Origin of the sequence: Pseudomonas sp. LBUM920 (assembly GCF_003852315.1) — a bacterium.
Classification (GTDB): domain Bacteria; phylum Pseudomonadota; class Gammaproteobacteria; order Pseudomonadales; family Pseudomonadaceae; genus Aquipseudomonas.
The window spans coordinates 5,001,735-5,018,757 of record NZ_CP027762.1; the positions used below are offsets into that span (position 1 = coordinate 5,001,735).

Consider the following 17,023-nt stretch of genomic DNA (forward strand, 5'->3'; position numbering starts at 1 on the left):
TCGGGGATCAGGGATTCAGGCCAGTGCCGCGCGGGCGGCAGCGAAGGCATCCGGGGTATTGAGGTTGGCAGTCGAGACGCCCTCGGCGCAGCGCTTGTTCAGGCCAGCCAGGACTTTGCCCGGGCCGCACTCGACAAGCTCGGTGGCACCTTTGGCCGCCAGGGTCTGAACCGACTCAACCCAGCGCACAGGCTTGTAGAGTTGCTCCAGCAGGTCGCGCTTGAGGGTCTCGAGGTCGGCGGCAACGGCCGCACTGACGTTCTGCACCAGCGGAATCTGCGGCGCCTGCCAATTGATGGCGGCGATGGACTCGGCAAACCGCTCGGCAGCCGGGCGCATCAGCTCACAGTGGGACGGCACGCTGACCGGCAATGGCAAGGCGCGCTTGGCGCCTCGGGCCTTGCAACCCTCGATGGCACGTTCAACGGCAGCCTTGGCACCGGCGATCACCACCTGGCCAGGGGAATTGAAGTTCACTGCGCTGACGACCTCGCCCTCGGCCGCTTCGGCACAGGCTTGGATCACCACGGCGTCGTCCAGACCCAGGATAGCGGCCATGCCGCCCTGTCCGGCCGGAACGGCTTCTTGCATCAGTTGACCACGACGCTCGACCAACTTGACCGCTTCGCCCAGGGTCAGGCTGCCCGCCGCCACCAGGGCGCTGTATTCGCCCAGGCTGTGACCGGCCACGTAAGCCGGGCGCGCGCCGCCTTCAGCCAGCCAGAGGCGCCACAGCGCGATCGACGCGGTGAGGATCGCCGGCTGGGTTTTATCGGTTTGATTGAGTTGCTCTTCCGGCCCTTGCTGGGTCAGCGCCCACAGGTCGTAACCCAGGGCGTCGGAAGCTTCCTTGAAGGTGTCCAGGATCAACGGATGTTGCGCGCCCAGCTCGGCCAACATGCCGAGGGACTGCGAACCCTGCCCTGGAAAGACGAATGCGAGGGATGTAGACATGTAACAAGCCCCTAATGATCTGGTCGTCAAAAATGAACGCTCCCGATTTTGAGATGAATCCCCAGGTGGGAGCGCACGAAACTGACAGATTGGATGGTCAATTGAACTGGCCGGTCACATTTAAGCATTCCCGGGCCGATTCGCCTAAGGCAACAAGTCCTCAAGACGGCCGTGCAAACGTTGCGGCAGGTTTTCCTGGATCTCGATCAGCGCCCGCGCAATCGCACTTTGAAAACCTTGTACCCCCGCCGAGCCATGGCTTTTCACCACAATGCCCTGCAACCCCAGAAAGCTCGCACCGTTGTGCCGCGCCGGTGCCAGATCGGCCTGCAAGCGGCGCATCAACGGCAGCGCCAGGGCGCCTACGATGCGCGAGGCCAGGTTCTGCTTGAACAACGCCTCGATACGCGTAGCGATCATGGTTGCCAGGCCTTCGCTGGACTTGAGCAGGATATTGCCGACAAACCCGTCGCATACCACCACGTCGGCTTCGCCACGGTACACACCGTCACCTTCGACGAAGCCGATGTAGTTCACCCCTCGCGCATTTTGCAGCAAGGTGGCGGCGAGCTTGACCTGCTGATTGCCCTTGATGTCTTCAGTGCCGATATTCAGCAACGCCACCCGCGGCCGAGTCACGCCCAACGCCTCAGCGGCCACCGAGCCCATCACCGCGAACTGGAACAGGTGCTCGGCACTGCAATCGACGTTCGCGCCCAGGTCCAGCAACTGGCAGTAGCCTTCTTGCGTAGGGATGGCCGCGACCATCGCCGGGCGATCGATTCCGGGCAATGTCTTGAGCACATGCCGCGACAACGCCATCAAGGCTCCGGTATTGCCGGCACTGACACAGGCTTGCACCCTGGCATCACGCAACAGCTCAAGGGCCACCCGCATCGAAGAGTCGGGCTTGCCACGCAGGGCTGCCGCCGGCTTGTCATCCATGCTGATGGTTTCGCTGGCTGGCGTAATCGTCAGGCGCGCGCGATCCACTGCCGGATGGCTGGCAATCAATTCTTCAAGAAGGGAGGGTTGACCGACGAGGGTCAGGTGCAGCGAGGGCGTAGCAGACAGGCTGGCAATGCAAGCCTGAACAATGCTGCGGGGACCGAAGTCCCCGCCCATTGCGTCAATCGCGATGACTTGAGCAGACAAGTGATTACTCGTCAGCGCCCTTGTCGATCACTTTACGACCACGGTATACGCCTTCTGGCGATACGTGGTGACGCAGGTGAATTTCACCGGTGGTTTTTTCTACAGACAGAGTGCTTGCCGTCAGGGCATCGTGCGAACGACGCATGTCACGGGCAGAGCGGGATTTTTTGTTCTGCTGAACAGCCATAATTGATTAACTCCTAAACGTTTGGGTCACGCTTTAACTGCGCCAATACACTGAACGGGTTGGACCGCGTTACCTCGTCCTCGCTCGGCTCGGCCTCGTCATCGAGACCCTCCGGCTGCTGGCATTCTTCCGGATGATGAGCAGGCACAATGGGCAAGGCGAGCAAAAGCTCCTCCTCGATCAGTGCATGCAGATCCAAAGGATCTTCGCCCAGTTCCAGCACGTCATAACCTTTCGGCAACGACTGGGTATTCGCACCCTCCTTCACCACAGCGTAACTGCATTCGCTGTGAATCGGCAGGGTGACCAGCTCAAGACAACGCTGGCAAACCATTTTGACTTCGGTGTCGATAAAACTGTGGATTACCACAGACTTACGTTCATCTCGTTCAAAAACAAATTTGGCCTGCACCGTACCGACAGTGTCGGAAAGCGGGTCGCAGAGTCTCTCCAAATCGGCCAGCAGCAATTCACCTTGAAGGGAAGTGCCACGATCTGCCAATTTGCGCGGGTCAACGTGAGGTGGAATCGGGTCATTCAACATAGGCGCAGCATTATAGGGATGCACCCAGCCATGTCAAAGGAAATTCAGCCCTGTGCGTCAGCCGGTCACCCCGCTAGAATCCCCGGCTGCTCTGAGGAGACGCCTATGCTGCCTTTATTACTTGCATCCAGCTCGGTTTATCGCCGGGAATTGCTGAGCCGCCTGCACCTGCCGTTCATCTGCAGCTCGCCTGATATCGACGAAAGCCACCGTGAAAATGAATCCGCCATCGAGCTGGTCAAGCGCCTGGCCGAACAGAAAGCTCGCGCCCTCGCCGGCAGCCATCCAGGGCATTTGATCATTGGTTCCGATCAGGTCGCCGCTCTGGAAGGCCGCATCATCGGCAAGCCCCATACCTTCGAGAACGCGCGCGCACAACTGCTGGCAGCGAGCGGCAAGCGAGTCAGCTTCCTTACCGGGCTGGCGCTGCTGAACAGCCAGACCGGGCACTGCCAGGTCGACTGCGTACCGTTTACGGTGCACATGCGCGAACTGAGCGCTGAACGCATCGAGCGCTACCTTCGGATCGAGCAACCTTATGACTGCGCCGGCAGCTTCAAGGCCGAAGGGCTGGGCGTGAGCTTGTTCCAAAGCACCGAAGGGCCGGATGCGACCAGCCTGATCGGCCTGCCACTGATTCGCCTGGTGGATATGCTGCTGGCTGAAGGCGTGCACATCCCTTAAGCCCAGCACAAAACCAATGTGGGAGCGGGCTTGCCTGCGATGCAGACACCTCGGAACATCAGTCGCACCGAGGTGACGCTATCGCGGGCAAGCCAGCTCCCACATATTGAACCTGTCGCTTTCGAGGTATCAGCGCAGCGTCGGGCCCTGGAAGCCCATGTACATCGCCAGCTTCTCGGCCACGCTGGCACCCAGTTTCTTGGAGAAGCGATCAAACGGCGATTCCTCAACGGTGAAATCCACCAATTCCTTCTCGCCAATCACATCCCGCGCCACCGAACTGGCACTGCCCAGCCCATCGATCAAGCCCAGCGGCAACGCCTGCTCACCCGACCACACCAGCCCGGAGAACAGCTCCGGATGGTCTTTGTCCTTCAGACGATCGCCACGCCCCTGCTTCACGCTGGCAATGAACTGACGGTGAGTGGTATCGAGCACGCCCTGCCAGAACTGAGTCTCATCGGCTTTTTGCGGCTGGAACGGGTCGAGGAACGCTTTGTGCTCACCCGAGGTGTAAGTGCGACGCTCAACCCCCAGCTTCTCCATGGTGCCGACGAAGCCGTAACCGGCGGCCGTCACGCCAATGGAGCCGACCAGGCTGGCCTTGTCGGCGTAGATCTGGTCAGCGGCGCTGGCGATGTAATAGGCGCCCGAGGCGCCCAGGTCGGAAATCACCGCATACAACTTGATATCCGGGTGCAGGCCGCGCAGACGGCGAATTTCGTCATACACATAACCCGACTGCACCGGGCTGCCACCTGGGCTGTTGATGCGCAGGATCACACCCTTGACCTTCGGGTCTTCAAACGCCGCGCGCAGGCTGCTGACAATGTTGTCGGCGCTGGCGGACTCTTTGTCGGCGATCACGCCACGCACTTCGATCAAGGCGGTGTAATTGCTGCCGCGGGTAGCGCTTTTTTCCATGTCCATCAGTGGACTGAACAGCACCAGCATCGCGAGCAGCCAGATAAAGGTCAGCAGCTTGAAGAAAATCCCCCAACGCCGCGCACGGCGCTGCTCCTGAACGCTGGCCAGGAGAGTCTTCTCCAGCAGCTTCCAGCTTTTATCATCACTGCTATCCGCCTTTTCCGGCGCCTTCCACTCGTCACTCATGCCATTAACCCCAGCAAAGACTTATTGGGCCCGGCTGAGCCAGGCCTGCAGTTCGGAAAAATGATCAATCGTCAGCCTCGGCTCGTACTGCTGCAATGTCTCGGCAGCCTGAGCGCCGTAGCTGACCGCCACACTGTCCATGCCCGCCTTGCGCGCCATCATCAGGTCGAAGGAGGCGTCACCCACCATCAACGCCTGGCGCGGCGACACACCGCAATGGGCAAGGATCTGCTCAAGCATCAGAGGATGAGGCTTGCTGGCGGTTTCATCCGCCGCCCGGGTGATGTCGAAATAATTTTCGAAATTGTGCGCCTTAAGGACCCGATCCAACCCGCGACGGGCTTTGCCGGTGGCGACTGCCAAGTGATAACCCTGGGCACGAAAGGCCTCAAGCGATTGCACCACACCGTCGAACAGCGGCGAAGGCGTGGCCTCCAGCGCGATGTAGTGGTCGGCGTAGTGGTCGCGAAACGTCACCAGCTCAGCGTCACTGATCTGCGGGTACAAGGTACGGATGGCTTCAGGCAAGCCCAGGCCGATGATGCCTTTGACCGCGAGATCGGTGCACAACGCAAAGCCCGAGCGGGTTGAAGCTGCGTGCATTGATTCCACGATCCGCCCAATGGAATCGCACAGGGTGCCGTCCCAGTCAAAGATCAGCAGCTTGTAATCAAGGTGCGACACTCAAACGCTCCACGGTCTTGGCCCACATTTCGTCGACCGGCGCCTGCAGCTTCAGCTCACCGCCGTCAGGCAGCGGAACTGTCAGCATGTAGGCGTGAAGGAACAGGCGCTTGCCGCCCAGGTCGCGAATTTCCTTGGAGAAATCCTCGTCGCCGTACTTGGTGTCGCCGGCGATACAGTGGCCTGCGTGCAGGGTATGCACACGAATCTGGTGAGTACGCCCGGTCACCGGCTTGGCCTCGACCATGGTGGCGAAGTCACCGAAACGGCGCAGCACTTTGAACAGGGTCAGGGCTTCTTTGCCCTCCTCGTCCACTTCGACCATACGCTCGCCGGAGCGCAGGTTGCTCTTCTGCAGCGGCGCACGAACGCTTTTGATCGAGCTCGCCCAGTTGCCACGCACCAGCGCCATATAGCGCTTGTCGACACCATCGCCACGCAGGGCGGTGTGCAGGTGGCGCAACATGCTGCGTTTTTTGGCGATCATCAGCAGACCAGAAGTGTCGCGGTCCAGGCGGTGGACCAACTCCAGTTCCTTGGCATCCGGGCGCAACTGACGGAACGCTTCGATCACGCCGAAATTCAGGCCGCTGCCGCCGTGCACCGCAATGCCGCACGGTTTGTTGATCACGATCAACTTGCTGTCTTCGAAGACAATTGAAGCCTCAAGGCGCTGCAGCAGGCCTTGGGCCAGCGGCACGGGCTCGTCACGCTCAGGCACGCGAACCGGCGGCACACGGACGATGTCGCCCGCCTGCAGCTTGTACTCGGGCTTGATGCGGCCCTTGTTCACGCGCACTTCGCCTTTACGCAAGATGCGGTAAATCAAGGTCTTGGGCACGCCTTTGAGCCTGGCCAGGAGAAAATTGTCGATGCGTTGGCCGGCATATTCCGGCGAGACCTCGAGCAGCTGGACGCTGGGGGTCTGGGGGGCGGTAGTCGTCATGGCGGCGATGATAACAATTTTTTATGGAATTGAAGCACTTAATCATTGCTGCTATAGTCGCGAACGCCGTCAAAAGCGGCCTGGACAGAGGACTTGCGGCAAACTGCCGGCCCTGACCATCGCAATTCATCAGGACGCGAGGCCGTCCTACGGGGCTTTTGCCACCTTGGAAGGCTCGAGATTGTAACAAGCGCAGGTGACATGAGGCCTGAAGCGAGTGCAGAAAGCAGAGTGAATACTCGCGTTCTGCGCCGATATTTACGGCCAGTTCACAAAGTGCAGTCAGTCTTGAGCCAGACCATGGCGAAAGCTTCGGAAACAACGCCTGTTAAGAGCTGAGTGAGAGCGCAGTCGCCCACACCTAGTCTTGTTTAGCCATGAGCGTGGACTCCCCATTGGAGAACACGGTAAATGCCAACCCGCTGCGGATTCTGCGCGCGGCAGCACCCGAATTATCAGGGATACGTGTAGGGTGGAGATGCACAACCGTCGGACCGTGTAGCACTAGGCTTATATTTAGACGCTTCATCCCGTCCACAGTCGCCGGTTGATTCCTCCTCCTGACCTTAGCTTTTGTTGAAGTGGTGCCTTTGTCACCACCGCTAACAAGCAGGACGCGTCCGTCGCGATACCGGCCCAATTGGCTCGTTATTGCTGGACACTGGAGTGGCCAACCACTCTTGACGCACCTGACACCGACCGTGAGAAGTCGTGTGTGCCGAACGCCGTTTCCGGCAGCCCGGAAACCGACGGTACAACATGAAAAGAATGCTGATTAACGCAACTCAACCCGAAGAGTTGCGTGTTGCACTGGTAGATGGCCAACGCCTCTACGACCTGGACATCGAATCCGGTGCACGCGAGCAAAAGAAGGCCAACATCTATAAAGGCCGTATTACTCGCATCGAACCAAGCCTTGAGGCTGCCTTTGTCGATTTCGGCTCCGAGCGCCACGGCTTCCTGCCCCTCAAAGAAATCTCCCGCGAATACTTCAAGAAAGCCCCAGAAGGCCGCGTGAACATCAAGGACGTCCTGAGCGAAGGCCAGGAAGTCATCGTTCAGGTCGAAAAAGAAGAACGTGGCAACAAGGGCGCCGCCCTGACCACTTTCATCAGCCTGGCCGGCCGTTACCTGGTGCTGATGCCGAACAACCCACGTGCCGGCGGTATTTCCCGTCGCATCGAAGGCGAAGAGCGCAACGAACTGCGTGAAGCGCTGAACGGCTTGATTGCACCAGCCGACATGGGCCTGATCGTGCGCACTGCCGGCCTTGGCCGCAGCAGCGAAGAAATGCAGTGGGACCTCGACTACCTGCTGCAACTGTGGACCGCTATTAAAGAAGCGTCCCTGGATCGTTCCGCGCCGTTCCTGATCTACCAGGAAAGCAACGTGATCATCCGCGCCATCCGCGATTACCTGCGCCAGGACATCGGCGAAGTGCTGATCGACAGCGTTGAAGCCCAGGACGAAGCCCTGACCTTCATCCGCCAGGTAATGCCGCAGTACGCCAGCAAGATCAAGCTGTACGAAGACAGCGTTCCGCTGTTCAACCGCTTCCAGATCGAAAGCCAGATCGAGACCGCCTTCCAGCGCGTAGTCGAACTGCCTTCCGGTGGCTCCATTGTGATCGACCCGACCGAAGCCCTGGTGTCCATCGACATCAACTCGGCGCGTGCGACCAAAGGCAGCGACATCGAAGAAACCGCCCTGCAGACCAACCTGGAAGCGGCTGAAGAAATCGCCCGCCAACTGCGCCTGCGTGACATCGGCGGCCTGATCGTGATCGACTTCATCGACATGACCCCGGCCAAGAACCAGCGCGCCGTGGAAGAAAAAGTCCGCGAATGCCTGGAAGCTGACCGCGCCCGCGTACAGGTCGGCCGCATCTCGCGCTTCGGCCTGCTGGAAATGTCCCGTCAGCGCCTGCGCCCATCCCTGGGCGAAAGCAGCGGCATCGTCTGCCCGCGTTGCAACGGCACCGGCATCATCCGTGACGTTGAATCGCTGTCCCTGGCGATCTTGCGCCTGATCGAAGAAGAAGCCCTGAAAGACCGCACCGCCGAAGTCCGCGCGCAAGTGCCGATCCCGGTTGCAGCGTTCCTGCTCAACGAAAAACGCAACTCGATCACCAAGATCGAACTGCGTACCCGTGCCCGTATCGTCATCCTGCCGAACGATCACCTCGAAACGCCGCACTTCGAAGTGCAGCGCCTGCGTGATGACAGCCCGGAAGCACACAGCGGCCAGTCCAGCTACGAAATCGCTGCTGCCGCGGCTGAAGTGGAAGAAGTCCAGCCAGCTGCCGCAACCCGCACCCTGGTTCGCCAGGAAGCTGCCGTGAAGACCGCACCGGCTCGTGCCAACGCACCGGTACCTGCCGAAGTAGCCGCCCCAGTTGCCGCGCCGGCCGCCCTGCCTGAGCCAAGCCTGTTCAAAGGCCTGGTGAAGTCGCTGGTCAGCCTGTTCGCCACCAAGGAAGAGCCAGTTGCTCCGGTAGTGGTTGAAAAACCTGCCACCGAGCGCCCGGCCCGTAACGAAGAACGTCGCAACGGTCGTCAGCAAAGCCGTAACCGCAACGGTCGCCGTGATGAAGAGCGCAAGCCTCGCGAGGAACGTGCTCCGCGTGAAGAACGCGCGCCACGTGAAGAGCGTGCACCTCGCGAAGCCCGCGAAGAAACCCCAGCCGTAGCCCGTGAAGAACGTGCACCGCGTGAAGAGCGCGCACCACGTACCCCACGCGCCCCTCGTGAAGACCGCAAGCCGCGTGGCGAGCGTGAAGAACGTGTGCGTGAACTGCGCGAGCCACTGGACGCAGCTCCAGCCGTGGCTGCCGAAGCGGCCAGCGAAGAACGCCCGGCTCGCCAGCCGCGTGAAGAACGCGCCCCACGTGAGGAGCGCCAGCCGCGCCCACCGCGTGAAGAGCGTCAACCACGCGCCGAGCAAGCCGCTGCCGCCAGCGAAGAAGAAGTGCTGACGAGCGAAGAGCAACTGCAGGAAGACGGCCAGGACAACGCCGAAGGCGATCGTCCACGTCGCCGCTCTCGTGGCCAGCGTCGTCGCAGCAACCGTCGCGAGCGTCAACGTGACGCCAACGGCAATGTCATCGAAGGCTCGGAAGAGTCTGGCGAAAACGCAGAAGCCGCCACCGCCGAACCGACTGGCGCCGAACTGGCTGCCGGCCTGGCTGTGACAGCCGCCGTGGCCACCTCGGTCATCAGCGCACCTGCTGAGGCCCAGGCTCACGAGCAAGCTGAACGCGCTACTGCCGCCGTCGAAGACACCTCTGTTGTAGAAGCGCCAGTCGCTGAAACGCCAGCGGTTGAAGCGCCAGTGGTTGAGGCCCCGGCAGTTCAAACGCCGGTAGTTGAAGCTCCAGTCGTCGAAGCAACGACCCCGATCGAAGCCCCAGTGGTGCCGGAAGTGGAAGTTGCACCGGTTCGCGAAGCTCAACCAGCAGTGGATGTCACCGCGGTCGAGCCTGCACCGGTAGTTGAGCCTCAGCCAGCGGTTGAAGCCGTGGTTGAAGCGCCGGCTGTCGAAGAGGCCGCCCCGGCAGTGCGTGAAGTTCGCGAAGAACAGACCGCCTTCCAGTGGACTGCCGAGCCAGCCGCTCCGGTTGAAGCGCCAACCCCTGCCCCTGTGGCAGAAGAAGCGCCAGCACCGGTTGCCGAAGTGGTTGAAGCCGCTCCGGTTGTGGTTGCCGAGCCTGCGCCAGTGGTTGAAGCGCCAGTGGTTGCCGAAGTTGCCGCCCCGGTGGTTGAAGCAGCCCCTGCCAGCGCACTGACCGAAAATGGCCGCGCGCCGAACGACCCACGTGAAGTGCGTCGCCGCCGCAAGGAAGCTGAGGCCGCCGCCGCTGCAGCCGCTGCCGAACCGGCTGCTGCTGAAGTAGTCGAGGCGCCAGCCCCGGCTGCCGCGGAGCACGCCCCAAAGGCGTTGGAAGCAGAACACGAGCCTAAACCTCTCGTCTGATTCCATCAGCCACTAAAAAGCCCCGCCTGAGTGATCAGGCGGGGCTTTTTTATGGGCGATTGATTTGAGACCTGCGCAGATTGACTGACATCCAGCATTCGCCAGCAAGCCCGCTCCCACATTCAGTCGGCGTTGAAATTCAGCCTCTGTGGCAGGTCCACATCCCAAAGCACACCCGGATCATTGACGTGAACCTGCGCCACCTTGGCCTGAGCGAACAGAGGCTTGGCGCCACGATCCCCAGTCAACGCCATCAGGCCTGGCCCGAACGCACGACCAAACGCCACAGGATGGCCGCACGTTCCCGCATGCACCGGCACGCTGATACCCTCCTCCTGCAGCGCGTCCAGCACCTGCTCGATGCTCGATGCTTGAATAAACGGCATGTCGCCCAATACCACCAACCAGCCGTCTGCCGCGCCACTGGCCGCAACCACCGCAGCAAGGCTGTCGCCCATGCCGGCGGAATGCAGCAACAGGACTTCACAGCCGTAAGCCTGTGCCAGGCGAATCACCTCCAACCGGTCCGGCGAAGTCACCACCCAGCGCTTTACAACACGCGCAGGCAAATTCACAAGCACCTGCTCGATCACCGGCCGTGTCACACCATCGCGGCCCACGCAATCGGCCAGCAACTTGTCTTTATCTGGCCCCGCCTCAGCGCGGAAACGACTGCCCTGCCCTGCCGCCAGCACAATCGCGACAACCGTCATGGGGCCGCTACCGGCAACGGCTTTTTCTGCAGTGTTGCCACGCCGTTCTTGATCGCAACGATTTCGGCCATCAACGACAACGCAATTTCCGACGGTGTATGACTGCCGATATGCAAACCGATCGGCCCATGCAAGCGGGCAATGGCTTGCGTCGAGAGGCCCAGCGCCGCCAGGTTCTCTCGGCGCTTCTGGCTGTTGACCCGCGAACCAAGGGCGCCAATGTAGAACGCTGTGGAATTGAGCGCCGTCAGCAGCGCCATGTCATCCAGGCGTGGATCGTGGGTCAGACAGACGATGGCAGTGCGTTCATCGGTCTGGATATTGAGCACCGCTTCATCCGGCATGCCCGGCACAAAGCGGCCGTGCTGCTCTTCCCAGCCATAGACGAATTCTTCACGCGGGTCGCAGATCAGCACTTCGAAATCCAGCAACCGTGCCATCTCAGCCACGTAGCGTGACAACTGGCCCGCACCGATCAGCAACAAACGCCAACGGGGGCCATAGATTGCACGCAGGCGTTCGCCATCGAAGGTCACGGCATCGGTCTTGCTCGCACCGCTCAAGTTCACCGCGCCAGTGGCCAGGTCCAACTCGCGCGCAACGATTTCATGCGCCTCACACCGCGCCAGCAATTCGGCGACCCAAGCCCAGCTGTCCACGCGCTCTTCTGTCAGGCGTAATGTCCCGCCGCAAGGCAAGCCAAAACGCGCAGCCTCATCCCGGGTGACGCCGTAGGTCACCAGTTGCACCGGTGGCCCATCGTCCGGCAAGCGCCCGTCCTGCAGGCGCGCGATCAAGTCATCTTCGATGCAGCCACCGGACACCGATCCAATCACGACACCGTCGCCTCGCAAGGCCAACATCGCCCCTGGCGGGCGCGGCGCACTGCCCCAGGTCTGGACCACGCTGTAAAGCACCACTCGGTGCCCAGCGCGGCGCCAATCGAGCACGCTGCGCAAGACATTCAGATCCACACTGTCCATCGAAACTCCTGCAAGCGATTGCAGCGCAAACATGCGGCTGGCTAATGGGTTTTAGAGCGGACACCCCGGCGCGAGTTTCATCAGCATAGTCCGGCCAGGGCCAACAAACGCCGGTAGATACCCGCCTCATCGCGGTTTGATGAAGTGATTGCTGACTGTAAATCAAAAGGACCGAAAAGTGACCCCGCAGAAACGCAAACGCCCCGATCAAGTCGGGGCGTTTGCAGAGCGTCTGACGCGATTCACGCCTTCGGCATGTTACTTGACCGCAGGAGCAGGGCCTTCAGCCACGCCCAGGTCATCTTCCGGACGGGTGTCGGAGATGCCAGTGCCGCCGGACGCCAGCTCCCTGTGCAGCTTGTCGGTGTCCAGTTCCTTGACCCACTTGGCCACAACGATGGTGGCAACGGCGTTACCGACCAGGTTGGTCAGTGCGCGGGCTTCGGACATGAAGCGGTCGATACCCAGGATCAGCGCCAGGCCGGCAACCGGCAGATGGCCAACAGCCGACAGGGTGGCCGCCAGCACGATGAAGCCCGAACCGGTCACGCCTGCAGCGCCTTTGGAGGACAGCAGCAGCACCAGCAGCAAGGTGATCTGGTGGGTGATGTCCATGTGGGTGTCGGTCGCCTGAGCGATGAACACGGCCGCCATGGTCAGGTAGATCGAGGTACCGTCGAGGTTGAAGGAGTAGCCGGTCGGAATCACCAGGCCTACTACGGATTTCTTCGCGCCCAGACGCTCCATCTTGATCAGCATGCGTGGCAGTGCCGATTCCGAAGAGGAAGTCCCCAGTACGATCAACAGCTCTTCACGGATGTAGCGAACCAGCTTCAACACGCTGAAACCGTGTGCGCGGCAGATGGCGCCCAGCACCACGACCACAAACAGGACGCAGGTGATGTAGAAGCAGATCATCAGCTGACCCAGCTGAACCAGCGAGCCTACACCGTAGGCACCGATGGTGAACGCCATGGCGCCCAGGGCACCCAGTGGCGCGAGCTTCATGATCATGTTGATGATGTTGAACATCACGTGCGCGAAGCGATCGATGAAGTCCAGCACCGGCTTGCCGTAGGCACCCAGGCGGTGCAGGGCGAAACCGAAGATCACCGAGAACATCAGCACTTGCAGGATATCGCCGTTGGCGAAAGCGCCGACGATGGTGTTCGGGATCACGTTAAGGATGAAGCCAACCACGCTCTGGTCTGCACCGGCAGTCACGTAGGCCGCGACTTTGGAGGCGTCCAGGGTAGCCACGTCGATGTGCATGCCGGCGCCCGGTTGCACGACGTTAACCACGACCAGACCGATCAACAGGGCGATGGTGGAAACAACTTCGAAGTACAGCAGCGCGTAGCCACCGGTTTTGCCAACCGATTTCATGCTTTGCATGCCAGCGATGCCGCTGACAACGGTGCAGAAGATGATCGGGGCGATGACCATTTTGATCAGCTTGATGAAGCCGTCACCCAGTGGCTTGAGCGCCACGCCGGTCTGCGGGTAGAAGTGACCGAGCAAAATACCGATAACGATTGCAACGATCACCTGGAAATACAGGGATTTGTACAGTGGCTGACGAGTCGTCATTGCAAAGTTCCTCAATCGCACCGTGTGGCAAATATCCGCCATTGCCCACGACACTTGAATTGCGAACCCTCCTGCACTGGAGGGATTTGTTGTTTGCGAGGTCCGTTGAAACCGGCCTGCGCTGTTCTCTGTATCGCAAACGCCGTGCCACATCGCTTAAAAACGCTGAAGGCCTTTAGACATCAGGGCTGAGGGCACGACGACGGCCTTGCACACCTTGGGAGATATGGCGGAATTCCGCCAGGCCACCCGGTCTCGTCCTACAATTTGGCGGATATCCGCCTTGTCGCCCCTCCCGGTGATGGCTAACATCCGCCACTCCATGGACGAGGCCCTCACATGCGTGAACGTACCATCGCCAGCCACTACGCCCGAGCCGCCCTCGGTGGTGCGCGCCGGGCGGGCTACGACTGCTCGGGCCTGCTGCTGCAGGTGGGCATCACCCCAGAGCTGTTGACCGAACCCCGCGCCCGCATCGCCCCCGAGCAATTTACCCGGCTGTTGCAGATGTTGTGGCTGGCGCTGGACGACGAATACCTGGGGTTCGCCGAAGGTCCGAGCAAGCGCGGCACCTTCGCCATGATGTGCCACGCGCTGATTCACTGCCGCACCCTGGAGAAGGCTCTGGAACGCGGCTTATTATTTTATAGCCTATTCCCACAGGGTCCGCGCTGGCAGCTGACGAGAGAAGGCGACATGGCCCGGCTGAGCCTGGACGATTCGCAGTTGTGGGACCCGGATCACTTCCTCAGTGAATGCCTGCTGGTGATCTGGCATCGCCTGGGCAGTTGGTTGATCGGCCAGCGTATCCGCCTGCAACAGGCAACGTTCAGTTACCCGATGCCGGCCCATGCCGGCGAATACGACCTGCTCTTTCCCTGCCCTCAAGTATTCGGCGCGCCACACAGCAGCCTGGTGTTTCCCAGCCGCTACCTGAGCTTGCCGCTGCTGCAGGACGAACGCACCCTCAAGCATTTTCTTGAGCGCTCCCCCGCCGACCTGCTGTCGCGGCCGGATGAAGGCGACAGCCTGAGCAGCCAGCTGCGCCGCTTGTTGAGCCGTGACCGCACGCCCTGGCCGGACCTGGAAGCGGTCGCGCAGCACTTGCACATCAGTCCTCAAACCCTGCGCAGGCATTTACGTGAGGAAGGCACCAGCTTTCAGGCGCTCAAGGATGAATTGCGCCGGGACATTGCCATCTATCACTTGGGACGGGCGGATTTGTCTTTGCAGGAGATTGCCGAGCAGCTGGGGTTTTCTGAGCCGTCGGCGTTTCATCGGGCGTTCAAGAAGTGGACGGGCTTGACGCCTGGGGCGTATCGGGCGCAGGAGAGTTAGCAGTGTGGTGCCATTGCCGGCCCCTTCGCGAGCAAGCCCGCTCCCGCATTCGACCGCATTCCTACAGGATAAACGCGGTTAAATGTAGAAGCGGGCTTGCTCGCGAAGAGGCCAGTGGAGTCAACAGAGATCACAAGGCCGGAAAGTGAATCTTGAACGCCGCGCCGCCCAATGGTGAGTCGCCCAAGGTCAGCCGCGCGCTGTAGCTTTCGATAATGTCCTTGACCACCGCCAGACCGATGCCCTGCCCCGGATGCTGGCGGTCCAGCCGCTCGCCCCTTTGCAGGATCCGCGCACGCTGATCAGGTGGCACGCCAGGCCCGTCATCTTCAATGCACAGCTCGGTGCCTTCGAGGCTTTCTGTCAGGCTGATGCGCACTTCGCTCAGGCACAGGCGATAGGCGTTTTCCAGCAAGTTGCCGAGCATTTCGAGCAACGCGCCCTTCTCGATCGGCACATCGCATTCGGCCGGCAACTCAAAGGTCACCGTCACGCGTTTATCGCGATAGACCTTGTCCAGCGTGTCGCACAGGCTTTGCAATACCGGCTCAAGGCGCACCTGGTGGCGCACCAGGCCGCTTTTACGCAGGCTGGCACGCTGCAGCTGGTAGCCGATCTGCTGGCTCATCCGTTCGATCTGCGATTGCAATACCCAGGCCTGGCCGCGATCTTCCGGGCGCTGGGCCATGTCCTCACTCACACCCTGCAACACGGCCAGCGGCGTTTTCAGGCTATGGGCCAAGTCGTCGAGGGAATCGCGGTAGCGCGCCCGTTGTTCACGCTCGCTGTGCAGCAACCGGTTGAGAGAGCCCGTCAGACGCAGCAATTCACGGGGATGCTCCTCGGAAAGGCTTTCGCGGGTGCCGCCTTCGATCTGGTCAAGTTCCTGGCTCAGGCGCCGCAGCGCCTGCAGGCCCCACGTCAGGCCCAGCCACAGCAACGTCAGCAACACCAGCAAGGCCGCGCCGAACCCCAAATAAAGGTTTTCCCGCAGGCCTTCAAGGGTCAGCTGGTATTCGCGCACCGGCTGCAGGGCCACGATACTGAACGCCGCGCTCTTGCCGCCCAGCAGCTTGACCTCGACGTCATACACGAAAAATTCCTGACCATTGGCTTCGCGAATGCGCGCGAACTCGTTACCGCGCCCGTCGTAGCGCGGCTTGTAGTTGATGTTTTCTTCCTGGGTAGCGCGCGAGCGCCATACCAGATGGCCTTCACGGTCGTAGATATAGCCAAGCAGACGGCTATCGGTGAGGTTGAAACGCTCGTCCGGCAACTGCGCCGGCATCAGCAGGCGGTTGTTTTCGACGCGCGCAGCGGAAATCAGAGTGGTGACGTCCGACGCCAGGCGCTGCTCGATGGAATCCTGCAGCGCCAGGCTGAACGCCCCTTGCATGGCGGGCAATAAGCCCAGCATAAACAACACGGCCAGGGTGGTGGCCGCCAGCATCAAGCGCACACGTAACGAGCGTATCAACGGCAGCGCTCATTAAACAGGTAACCCAGGCCCCGCACGGTGTCGATCGGCTTGAACCCCGCCGGCCCTTCCAGCTTGCGGCGCAGGCGGCCGACCAGCACTTCGATCACGTTCGGATCGCGCTCGTCGTCATCGGGATAAAGCTGCTCCATCAAGCGGTCCTTGGCGACGACTTGCTGATGGTGGCGCATCAAGTATTCCAGAATCCGATACTCATAGGCGGTCAGCGCCAGCGGCTGCTCATCCAGGGACGCTTGCTTGCGATTGAGGTCCAGCAGCAAGGGCCCGGCAACAATGGTCGACTGGGTGAACCCGCTGGAGCGGCGCAGCAAGGCGTTCATCCGCGCCTCCAGCTCTTCGAACTGGAATGGCTTGACCACATAGTCGTCAGCGCCGGCCGCCAAGCCTTCGACCTTGTCCTGCCAGTTGCCGCGGGCGGTGAGGATCAGGATCGGGAAGGTCTTGGCCTGGCTGCGCAGTTGGCGGATCAGGTCCAGGCCGCCCATGCCAGGCAGGCCCAGGTCGATGATGGCCAGGTCATGGTTGAATTGCCCGGTCTGGTACAGGGCTTCCTCGGCATTGGCCACGGCCTCGACCACGTGCCCGCTGTCGGTCAGGCGGGTGAACAGGTGATGACGCAACAGCGCCTCATCTTCCACGACCAGCAATTTCATAAGGCTCTC

15 protein-coding genes are annotated in these 17,023 nt (G+C 61.1%); 3 read left to right on the forward strand and 12 right to left on the reverse strand.

Features of this window, described 5'->3' with window-relative positions; all coding sequences use genetic code 11:
• Positions 1-15: 15 nt before the first annotated feature.
• The 4 genes from fabD to C4J83_RS23110 all read right to left on the reverse strand — a co-directional run bounded on the left by fabD (position 16) and on the right by C4J83_RS23110 (position 2,840).
• Complete coding sequence (gene fabD / locus C4J83_RS23095) at positions 16-954, reverse strand: ACP S-malonyltransferase (RefSeq protein WP_106576154.1); 939 nt, start codon at positions 952-954, stop codon at positions 16-18.
• A gap of 144 nt (positions 955-1,098) precedes the next feature.
• Positions 1,099-2,109 carry a phosphate acyltransferase PlsX gene (gene plsX, locus C4J83_RS23100; RefSeq protein ID WP_124418286.1) on the reverse strand — a complete coding sequence of 337 codons (1,011 nt, stop codon included), beginning with the start codon at positions 2,107-2,109 and terminating at the stop codon, positions 1,099-1,101.
• A gap of 4 nt (positions 2,110-2,113) precedes the next feature.
• Entirely contained in the window at positions 2,114-2,296 is a 183-nt protein-coding gene (gene rpmF, locus C4J83_RS23105; protein ID WP_008152339.1) for a 50S ribosomal protein L32, read from the reverse strand.
• A 13-nt stretch (positions 2,297-2,309) separates the two neighbouring features.
• A complete protein-coding gene (locus tag C4J83_RS23110; RefSeq protein ID WP_032886799.1) occupies positions 2,310-2,840 on the reverse strand; it encodes a YceD family protein in 531 nt (176 codons plus the stop codon).
• Between the two features lie 105 nt (positions 2,841-2,945).
• On the opposite strand from C4J83_RS23110, the gene C4J83_RS23115 reads away from it, so the two are divergent.
• A complete protein-coding gene (locus C4J83_RS23115) occupies positions 2,946-3,524 on the forward strand; it encodes a Maf family protein (RefSeq protein ID WP_106576152.1) in 579 nt (192 codons plus the stop codon).
• A 129-nt stretch (positions 3,525-3,653) separates the two neighbouring features.
• Here the strand turns inward: C4J83_RS23115 and C4J83_RS23120 are convergent, their stop codons facing one another.
• From C4J83_RS23120 to rluC, 3 genes are read right to left on the reverse strand one after another with little or no spacing between them, the layout of a single operon-like run.
• Complete coding sequence (locus C4J83_RS23120) at positions 3,654-4,637, reverse strand: S49 family peptidase (protein WP_106576151.1); 984 nt, start codon at positions 4,635-4,637, stop codon at positions 3,654-3,656.
• A 21-nt stretch (positions 4,638-4,658) separates the two neighbouring features.
• Entirely contained in the window at positions 4,659-5,321 is a 663-nt protein-coding gene (locus tag C4J83_RS23125) for an HAD-IA family hydrolase (RefSeq protein ID WP_124418287.1), read from the reverse strand.
• Complete coding sequence (gene rluC / locus C4J83_RS23130; RefSeq protein ID WP_058427510.1) at positions 5,308-6,267, reverse strand: 23S rRNA pseudouridine(955/2504/2580) synthase RluC; 960 nt, start codon at positions 6,265-6,267, stop codon at positions 5,308-5,310. Before rluC ends, C4J83_RS23125 begins: the two co-directional genes overlap by 14 nt.
• A 759-nt stretch (positions 6,268-7,026) precedes the next feature.
• Between rluC and rne the strand changes: the two genes are divergently transcribed.
• The gene (gene rne / locus C4J83_RS23135; protein ID WP_124418288.1) at positions 7,027-10,239 is read left to right on the forward strand and encodes a ribonuclease E; all 3,213 of its coding nucleotides are present in this window, start codon (positions 7,027-7,029) and stop codon (positions 10,237-10,239) included.
• 122 nt (positions 10,240-10,361) lie between these two features.
• On the opposite strand, the gene C4J83_RS23140 is transcribed toward rne, so the two are convergent.
• From C4J83_RS23140 to C4J83_RS23150, 3 genes are all read right to left on the reverse strand, one after another.
• Positions 10,362-10,952, reverse strand: coding sequence for a nucleotidyltransferase family protein (locus C4J83_RS23140; RefSeq protein WP_106576146.1), 591 nt, complete (start codon positions 10,950-10,952; stop codon positions 10,362-10,364).
• Positions 10,949-11,935 (reverse strand): XdhC family protein, encoded by a 987-nt coding sequence (locus C4J83_RS23145; RefSeq protein WP_124418289.1) that lies wholly within the window; start codon positions 11,933-11,935, stop codon positions 10,949-10,951. Before C4J83_RS23145 ends, C4J83_RS23140 begins: the two co-directional genes overlap by 4 nt.
• Positions 11,936-12,193: 258 nt before the next feature.
• The gene (locus C4J83_RS23150) at positions 12,194-13,525 is read right to left on the reverse strand and encodes a dicarboxylate/amino acid:cation symporter (RefSeq protein WP_124418290.1); all 1,332 of its coding nucleotides are present in this window, start codon (positions 13,523-13,525) and stop codon (positions 12,194-12,196) included.
• Positions 13,526-13,864: 339 nt separating this feature from the next.
• On the opposite strand from C4J83_RS23150, the gene C4J83_RS23155 reads away from it, so the two are divergent.
• A complete protein-coding gene (locus C4J83_RS23155) occupies positions 13,865-14,863 on the forward strand; it encodes an AraC family transcriptional regulator (protein WP_119741981.1) in 999 nt (332 codons plus the stop codon).
• 130 nt (positions 14,864-14,993) lie between these two features.
• On the opposite strand, the gene C4J83_RS23160 is transcribed toward C4J83_RS23155, so the two are convergent.
• Complete coding sequence (locus tag C4J83_RS23160) at positions 14,994-16,340, reverse strand: ATP-binding protein (RefSeq protein WP_106576142.1); 1,347 nt, start codon at positions 16,338-16,340, stop codon at positions 14,994-14,996.
• On the reverse strand, positions 16,337-17,014 hold the full coding sequence (locus tag C4J83_RS23165; RefSeq protein WP_017138377.1) for a response regulator: 678 nt from the start codon (positions 17,012-17,014) through the stop codon (positions 16,337-16,339). The genes C4J83_RS23160 and C4J83_RS23165 overlap by 4 nt, the downstream gene beginning before the upstream one ends.
• Between the last annotated feature and the right edge of the window lie 9 nt (positions 17,015-17,023).